The sequence below is a fragment of the Variovorax sp. 20P10.2.4 genome (assembly GCF_058244205.1).
In genome coordinates this window covers 1-8,550 of the sequence record NZ_JBZAYE010000304.1, presented here as the reverse complement: position 1 = coordinate 8,550, position 8,550 = coordinate 1, and the positions used below count along the sequence as shown (strand labels likewise).

The window sequence follows — 8,550 nt, the reverse complement described above, 5'->3', positions numbered from 1 at the left end:
CTGCTCGGCCAGTTCGCGCACGCTGCGCTCGTTGAGCAGGCCGAGGAAGGCGCGGCCCGTGGCCGACCACAGCATCGACATCACCGAGCCCGCGCGCACGTTGACCGTGACCGGCAGGCCCGGCTCCTCGAAGCGCATCACGGTCGGGCCCTTGTTGCCCATCACGGCGACGAAGCAGGTGACCTCGAGCCCTTCGCGCAGCCGCACCAGCGCGGGCTCGGCCGCGCGCACCGGGTCGGACTGGCGCATCGCGGCCAGGCCGATGTTGATGGCCTCGGGGCCGAGCCGGTAGCGTTGCGAATCGACGTCCTGCGCCACCAGCCCTTCCTGCACCAGGCTCGCGAGGTAGCGATGCACCTTGGCCGGGCTCTCGCCCACGTGCGCCGCGAGGCCCGACAGGCCCGCGTTGCCGCCCATGCGCGCCAGGCCCTTGAGCACCGCCATGCCGGTCTCGGCCGACTGCACGCGCTGGCGCCGCTCGCGCGGCGCGGGCGTGGCGGACGACCTTGCGACTGCGGCCTTCGGCTTGGCGGGGGCGCTTTTCTTCGGGGTGGAAGCCATGTGCTGATCGTCTCGTTCTCGAAAAAAGTGGCGGGCACCCGATGGTAAGTACGGTGGCCCGAGGGCTTGCCTCGCGATTTACGCTATGCGTACAATCATTACGCAAAACTCGCCGTCGCGGATTTTGACCCCGGATTGCGCTTCCCAGAACCCTAGAAACCAGGAGACACGATGAAGAAGTTCCTGGCCGGCTGCCTGCTGGCCCTCCCCGCGCTCGCCGTCACGAGCACCGCCTTCGCCCAGGCCGCCGCCTACCCCGCCAAGCCCATCCGCTGGCTCGTGCCCTATGCCGCCGGCGGCGGTTCCGACTTCCTCGCGCGCACCATCGGCCAGACGCTGTCGACGCAGGCCGGCCAGCCGGTGCTGGTGGACAACAAGCCCGGCGGCAACACCGCCATCGCGGCCGCGGAGACCGCGCGCTCGGCGGCCGACGGCTACACCGTGCTGTCGGCCGACAACGGCACCATGGTGTTCAACCCCTCGCTCTACAAGTCGCTGTCGTACAGCCCCACCAAGGACCTCGCGCCGGTCACGCTGATGGGTCGCTTCCCGATGATCCTGGTGGTCAATCCGGCCAGCGGCATCGCCGACGCCAAGACCTTCATCGCCCAGGCCAAGGCCAAGCCCGGCAGCTTCTCGTACGCCTCGGCCGGCGCGGGCAGCCCGCACCACCTGGCGATGGAACTGCTCAAGACCGAAGCCGGCCTGTTCATGGTGCACGTGCCCTACCGCGGCGCGGCACCGGCCCTCACCGACGTGGCCGGCGGCCAGGTGCAGGCCATGATGGTCGACCTCGCCGCGGGCGCGGGCTTCATCAAGGGCGGCAAGGTCAAGGCCATCGCCGTGGCCAACGCCACGCGGCTGCCGCAGTTGCCCGACGTGCCCACCTTCGCCGAGCTCGGCCACAAGGGCGTGGAAGCCGCCGCGCTGGTCGGCATGGTGGTGCCCGCCGCCACGCCGCCCGAGGTGGTGAACGCGCTCAACAAGCGCGTGGTCGCGGCCATCAACGAACCCACGGTGCGCAAGCGCCTCGAGGACTTCGGCGTCGAGCCCGTGGGCAACACGCCCGCGCAGTTCGGCGAACTGCTGCGCAGCGAGACCGTGCGCTGGCAGAAGCTGATCCGCGATCTGAAGATCACCCTGGACTGACGCGCCGCGCGGAAGGAGCCTTCTCGATGTCCACCGTTTCCGAAGCCGCCGCCGCGCGCACCGGGGGTTGCCCCGTGGCGCACGGCGAGCTGTCCGCCGAACGCTCGCCCACCGGCTGCCCGGTGAGCCGGCGCGCCGCCGACTTCGATCCCTTCGAGGACGGCTACCAGCAGGATCCGCCCGAGTACGTGCGCTGGGCACGCGAGCAGGAGCCGGTGTTCTACAGCCCGAAGCTCGGCTACTGGGTGGTCACGCGCTTCGAGGACATCAAGGCCATCTTCCGCGACAACCTCACCTTCAGCCCCTCGATCGCGCTCGAGAAGATCACGCCCACCGGCCCCGAGGCCAACGCGGTGCTCGCGAGCTACGGCTTCGCGCTCAACCGCACGCTGGTCAACGAGGACGAGCCGGCCCACATGCCGCGCCGCCGCGTGCTGATGGACCCGTTCACGCCCGAGGCGCTCAAGCACCACGAGCCGATGGTGCGCCAGCTCGCGCGCGAGTACGTCGACCGCTTCATCGACGACGGCCGCGCCGACCTGGTCGACCAGATGCTGTGGGAGGTGCCGCTGACCGTCGCCCTGCATTTCCTCGGCGTGCCCGAGGAGGACATGGACACGCTGCGCCAGTACTCGATCGCCCACACCGTCAACACCTGGGGCCGCCCCAAGCCCGAGGAGCAGGTGGCGGTGGCGCACGCGGTCGGCAACTTCTGGCAGTTCGCGGGCAAGGTGCTCGACAAGATGCGCCTGAACCCCGACGCGCCGGGCTGGATGCCCTACGGCCTGCGCAAGCAGAAGGAGCATCCCGAGGTCGTGACCGACTCCTACCTGCACTCGATGATGATGGCCGGCATCGTGGCCGCGCATGAGACCACCGCCAATGCCACGGCCAATGCGATGAAGCTGCTGCTGCAGCATCCGCAGGCCTGGCGCGACATCTGCGAGGACCCCGGCCTGATCTCGAGCGCGGTGGAGGAATGCCTGCGCCACAACGGCTCGGTCGCGGCCTGGCGCCGTCTCGCGACCAGGGACGTGCAGGTCGGCGGCATCGACATTCCCGCCGGCTCGAAGCTCTTGATCGTCACCTCCTCGGCCAACCACGACGAGGCGCATTTCGCCGATGCCGACCTGTTCGACATCCGGCGCGACAACGCCAGCGACCACCTGACCTTCGGCTACGGTTCGCACCAGTGCATGGGCAAGAACCTCGCGCGCATGGAGATGCAGATCTTCCTCGAGGAGTTCACGCGCCGCCTGCCGCACATGAAGCTGGCCGAGCAGCAGTTCAGCTACGTGCCCAACACCTCGTTCCGCGGCCCCGAGCACCTGTGGGTCGAATGGGACCCGGCCCACAACCCCGAGCGCCGCGATGCCGCGCTGCTGCAGCAGCAGGTGCCCGTGCGCATCGGCGAGCCCTCGAAGCATGCGATCTCGCGCCAGATGGTGGTGCAGAGCGTGACCCCGGTCGCCGAGGGCGTGGTGAAGCTGCGCCTGGCCACGCCCGATGGCCGCCCCGTGCCGCGCTGGACGCCCGGCTCGCACATCGACATCGAATGCGGCTCGCCCGACCTCTCGCGCCAGTACTCGCTGTGTGGCGACCCGGCCGAGGCCGACGTGCTCGAGATCGCCGTGCTGCGCGAGGAAGACGGCCGCGGCGGCTCGGCCTGGGTGCATGCCAACGTGCGCCCCGGCGACAAGCTCAAGGTGCGCGGCCCGCGCAACCACTTCCATCTCGACGAGAGCCGCCAGCGGCTGATCCTGATCGCCGGCGGCATCGGCATCACGCCCATCGCCGCGATGGCGCGCCGCGCCAAGGCCTTGGGCCTGGCCTACGAGATCCACTACAGCGGCCGCAGCCGCGCGCGCATGGCCTTCGTCGACGAACTGGCGGCGCTGCATGGCGAGCGCCTGCATGTCTACGCGAAGGAGGAAGGCCTGCGCTGCGACCTCGCCGCGCTGCTCGCCACGCCGCGCGAAGGCACCCAGGTCTATGCCTGCGGCCCCGCGCGCATGCTCGACGCCCTCGAGGCCTGCTGCGCCGCCTGGCCCGGGGACTCGCTGCGCGTGGAGCATTTCGAATCGAAGCTCGGCACGCTCGACCCGTCGAAGGAGCACGCCTTCGAGGTCGAGCTCAAGGACTCGGGCATCGTCGTGCCCGTGCCGGCCGACCGCACCGTGCTCGACGCGCTGCGCGCCGCCAACATCGACGTGCAGAGCGACTGCGAGGAAGGCCTGTGCGGCTCGTGCGAGGTGCGCGTGCTGGCCGGCAAGGTCGACCACCGCGACGTGGTGCTGACGCGCTCGGAGCGGGAGGCGAATGGACGGATGATGACTTGCTGCTCGCGGGCTTGTGCGGGGGAGCGGTTGGTGCTGGAGCTCTGAGCCCGGTCCGGGCGCGAAGCATCCGCCGCGAACGCCCGAACTTCTGTCATCGAACTGTCGTTGCAGTTCGGCCTGCCTTCCGCTACCGTGCCCGGCACGCGAATATGCAGGGAACGAGGAATGGGAGACATGACAAGGTTCGAGGCCCGCGGCAAGGCTTGCGCGGCACTGCTTCTGTCGCTGCTGCTGGCCGCATGCGCGACACAGCCCGAAGGAAAGATCGAGCCGACCGCGCAGGCCACGGCTTCGGCCAAGCCTGCGCCCGCCACATCCGATGAAGACAACGACGCCAACGCGCAACGGGTGCTGCGCGCGCTGTCGTTGATCCAGGCGAAGAAGCCGGCCGAGGCCCTGCCGCTGGCGCAACAGGCCGTCGTCGAGTACGAGAAGCGCTATCGCGAGATCGGCGTCCTCTCGTTCTCGTCGCGGTCCCTGGTCGAAACCCTCGCCTACCTGGGCCAGGCCGCCAGCGCGAACACGCCGGCCAAGGTTCATGGCCCCTGGTTCGGCCTCGCCTACTTCACGCAGGGCTTCGCGCTGGTCGACCTGCACCGGATTCCGGAGGCCAGGCAGGCCTTCGATGCCGCCATCCTGCTGTCGCCGCAGAACTCCAAGTACCTGTCGGAGCGCGGCAACATCGATGCGCTCGAGAAGAACTGGCGCGCATCCTTCGACCGGTTCAAGCAGGCACTGGACGCAGCACAGCTCAGCCCGGAACAGGTGAAGACCTCGGAGACCACGCGGGCACTGCGCGGCATGGCCTTTGCCGAGGTCGAGCTCGGTGATCTCGATGCCGCCAAGGCCTTGCACGAACGCGTGCTCGCGCTCGACCCCACCAACGCGATGTCGCGCAGCGAACTGCGCTACATCGAGCGCCTGAAGCAGCGCGCACCCAAGGTGCGCGCCCCCGACGAAGAAGCGAGGCCGAAGGAACGCACGGCATGAACGTGGTGCTGGTGCACGGCATCTTCGACGACGGCGCGATCTTCCGGCGCCTCGAGCGCAGCCTGCGCGACGCCGGCCATCGCTGCTGGGTACCCGCGCTCAAGCCCGCGGACGGACGCCGCGGCATCCATGACCTTGCCTGCAAGCTGAAGGCCTACGTCGACGAGCAGCTCGGCCCGACCGAGCCGATCGCCATCGTCGGCTTCAGCATGGGCTGCATCGTCTCGCGCCACTACCTGCAGCTGCTCGACGGGCATGCGCGCTGCGAGGCCCTGTTCGCCGTCTCGGCGCCGCACCGGGGAACGCTGCTGGCCTACCTCTATCCGGGAAAGGGCGCCCGCGACATGCGGCCCGGCAGCCCGGTGCTCGAGGAGCTCCGGCGCACGGAGCATCGGCTCGCACGGATGGCGGTGTTCGGCTACTGGACGTCTTTCGACGTGACGGTGTTCCCGGCCCGCAGCTCCCACTGGCCGCGTGCATCGAGCAGCCTCGATGCGCGGTCCCTGCTGCATCGGTTCATGCCGGGCAACGCACGCGTCTGCGCGGACATCGTCGAGCGGATGAATACGCTGGACGCATCGCGCGCCTGAAGCGCGTCGCTCAGGGCCGCAGCGTCTCGCGCACCAGCTTCGGATCGCGCGCGATCTCTTCCTCGCGGAACGGGAAGCGCAGCCAGTCCTTGCGCGCATAACGCAACACGGGTGCGGCGCCCGCGCCGTTCGTCACTGCGGTCTCGCGCTCGCCGTGCGCGAGCAGCGTGCGGGCATGCACGCCGCGTGCGTCGAAGTGGACGATCTGCAGGTAGGTGTTGCCGTGCGAGTCGGGCCCCATGCGATAGCTGCCTTCGGCATCGGCGCAGGCGACCGTGAAGTAGCCCTCCGCATCGCAGCCGCCGAACAAGGGCACGCTGTTTCCGCCGCCGCGCACGAAGCGTTGGCCGCCCAGCGGTGCGTCCAGCGGCCAGCCCTTCTTCCTCATGTCCTCGACGGCGCCGGCAAGGGCTTGCGCGATGCGCGGATCGCCTTCACGGATGCCAGAAGGCGTGGAAAGCGGGGCCTGCGCCGAAAACGGCGTGGCATGGAGTTCGTCCACCGGCATCGCGCTCAGCCGCGTCCAGAAGAAGTCCCACAGCAACGCGCCGCGCGCATCCGCATCGGCGCGGTTCGACCAGCGGCGCAGCACCTGGCAGGCAGGGCCTGTCACCACCGAACGCGCCGCACCGCCGGCGTCGGCCGGGAGCTCGACCGATGCGGGTCCGCAAGCACTCCGCAGCAGCGGCGCCTTGAACAGATCGGCGCTGTAGGCGCGCGATTCGAGCACCTTGCGCGACAACCGGTCGGCCAGGCGACTCGCGGAAGTCTCGCGGGCCTGCAGTAGTTCTCCGGCGATCCGGTGGCCCTCTCGGCCGCGCAGCGACAAGGGCTCGGGCTCCGCACCGAGCACGCTGGCGAAGCCCACGAGCGGCTGCGCCGGATTGCTGAGCCAATGGCTGTCGTTCATGTTGGCCACGTAGTCCTCGCGCAGCAGCGCGGGCATGCGAGCGGCCGGCATCGCCGAAGCCTGCACGGCGGCCGGATCGCGCCGCCAGTCGCAGGCCGATCGGCTGCCGTCGAGCATGGGCGTCTCGGCATCGAGGGCCGAGAAGGCCTTCGACAGCGGCGTGGCACAGGCCGCGCGCAGGTCGTCGGGCACATCGGGCACCGCGCCGATCTCCGAATACCAGGCGCGGTTGTCGCCGCGTCCGATCGCCACCGTGTTGACCCAGGGCATGGCGGCCTCTTCGCGCTGGATCGCGATGAACTCGTCGAGCGAGCGCGCACGGTTCCAGCGCAGGAAGTTGCGGAAGATGCGCGGGTTGTCGGCATTGATGTCGCGGATCGCGAGGGCCTTGCCCGCGCGCCAGCCGAGCGCGGGATTGCGCGCGCCCAGATCGATCACGGGACCGAAGCGCGTGCGCCAGAGCGTGCGCCGCACCGTCTCGACGCTGCCGTCGGCACGGCGCACCTCGACCGCGAGCGGCTGCGCCTGCATCGGCTGCGAAACACCGTCGACCATGTAGCGCGTGGCGTCCGAGGGATCGAGCGTGAGGCCGAACAGGCCGAAGCGCCGGGCCGCCGACACGGTATGGCTCCAGGCGATGTCGTTGTTGAAGCCGATCATGACGACCGGAATGCCGAGGAAGGCGATGCCCGCCACGTCGATGGCGCCCGGCAGCGTGAGATGCGCCTGATAGAAGCGGTCGGGCCCGCCCCAGTACCAGTGCGGATTGCCGAACAGCACACCGCCCTGCCCGTCCGTGGCGGCGCCACCGAAGCCGAGCACGTTGCTGCCGATGCCCTGCGCGTCGCCCACCGGGATGCGCAGCCGCGACGAGAGCGAGAGCCGGTCCGCCGAGGCAGGCGGCGCCGCGGCCGCGGGCTGCGCCTGCGCGATCTCGGCGACGAAGCGCGTATACCCGCCCGCGAGAGCGGCCGCGATCATGCGGCGGTGCACGTCGTCGGGACCGATGGGCTGGACCCATGCCGCATCCGCGCAGGCGGGCCGGGCGTCGACGGCGGGCTTTCGTGGTGCTGGCTGGTGGAGCGTGCCCACATAGCGGTTGTACCCCTCGGCATAGCCCTCGATGAGCTGTTCGAGCTCGGGGGGATTCGCCTGCCGCAGGCTTTCGATCGCCGGTGCGCCGGCGAATGCCTTGAAGAAGAAGTCGAGGTCGAGGTTGGCCGGCGTGCCGAAGGTGGAGCGCGTGGCCGGTTTCGCGTCTGGTCCGAAGTGGAAGGAGCGCTCGCCGCGGTAGGTGACGAAGGCATCGGCGAGCGTGCACAGGGCGTCCTGCGCCTGCGCATAGCCCTGGCCGAAGCCCAGGCCGCGCCAGTCGGCGGCGCGGATGTGGGGAATGCCGTCGGTGGTGCGGCGGATGTCGATGGCCGCGTGGGCCTCGGCCTGCGGTGCTGGGCGCCGAGCCTGCACGCCCGAGCCGAAACCGAGTCCCAGCATCAGCGCCGCCACGGCAAGCGCCATGCTGCTCGATCGGCGGACGCGCCGGCTTGCGGGCCGCGAGGCGGCCGCTGTCGAAGAATGAGTCACGCGAATTCCAGGAAGGTACGGCCAGAACGATCCGGAAGAAATTCCTGCGCGACCGCTGCTCCGCTGCAAGAAGTACAGACGCGCGAGCGCCCGCTTTGTTTAGTGCAGCGGGCTGCTGCGCTCCTGCGCCAAGGCCGAGTCTTCGGCATCCGCGCGCCATCCGCCGCCGAGCGCCCGGTACAGCGCGACACGCGCCTCCAGCCTTGCCTGCATCAACTGCACCTCGCGATCGCGCGCCTCGTGCAGCGTGCGTTGTGCGTCGAGCAGCACCAGCAGGGTTTCGGCACCGGCCCGGTAGCGCGACTCGGCCAGCGCCTCGGCACGCCGCGCCTGGTTCAGTTCCTCGGCCTGGGCGATGGCCTGGGCATCGAGGCCGGCGACGCCGGTCAGCGCCGTCTGCGCATCGGCCAGGGCGGCGGCGATGGCC

At 70.1% G+C, this 8,550-nt stretch carries 7 protein-coding genes; 4 read left to right on the top strand and 3 right to left on the bottom strand.

Features of this window, described 5'->3' with window-relative positions:
- The coding region (locus tag AC27VN_RS24515; RefSeq protein WP_490878197.1) for an IclR family transcriptional regulator at positions 1–561 on the bottom strand (561 nt) is incomplete at its 3' end.
- A gap of 171 nt (positions 562–732) precedes the next feature.
- Here AC27VN_RS24515 and AC27VN_RS24510 point away from each other — a divergent pair.
- Genes AC27VN_RS24510 through AC27VN_RS24495 form a run of 4 tightly spaced genes read left to right on the top strand, consistent with a single transcriptional unit; the run spans position 733 to position 5,629 of the window.
- A complete protein-coding gene (locus tag AC27VN_RS24510) occupies positions 733–1,710 on the top strand; it encodes a Bug family tripartite tricarboxylate transporter substrate binding protein (RefSeq protein ID WP_093340161.1) in 978 nt (325 codons plus the stop codon).
- Between the two features lie 26 nt (positions 1,711–1,736).
- Positions 1,737–4,094 carry a cytochrome P450/oxidoreductase gene (locus AC27VN_RS24505; protein WP_490878196.1) on the top strand — a complete coding sequence of 786 codons (2,358 nt, stop codon included), beginning with the start codon at positions 1,737–1,739 and terminating at the stop codon, positions 4,092–4,094.
- Positions 4,095–4,154: 60 nt separating this feature from the next.
- A complete protein-coding gene (locus AC27VN_RS24500; protein WP_490878195.1) occupies positions 4,155–5,039 on the top strand; it encodes a tetratricopeptide repeat protein in 885 nt (294 codons plus the stop codon).
- A complete protein-coding gene (locus AC27VN_RS24495) occupies positions 5,036–5,629 on the top strand; it encodes an esterase/lipase family protein (protein WP_490878194.1) in 594 nt (197 codons plus the stop codon). Before AC27VN_RS24500 ends, AC27VN_RS24495 begins: the two co-directional genes overlap by 4 nt.
- A gap of 10 nt (positions 5,630–5,639) precedes the next feature.
- On the opposite strand, the gene AC27VN_RS24490 is transcribed toward AC27VN_RS24495, so the two are convergent.
- On the bottom strand, positions 5,640–8,057 hold the full coding sequence (locus tag AC27VN_RS24490; protein WP_490878193.1) for a penicillin acylase family protein: 2,418 nt from the start codon (positions 8,055–8,057) through the stop codon (positions 5,640–5,642).
- 165 nt (positions 8,058–8,222) lie between these two features.
- On the bottom strand, positions 8,223–8,550 hold a 328-nt coding region (locus tag AC27VN_RS24485; RefSeq protein ID WP_490878192.1), incomplete at its 5' end, for a TolC family protein.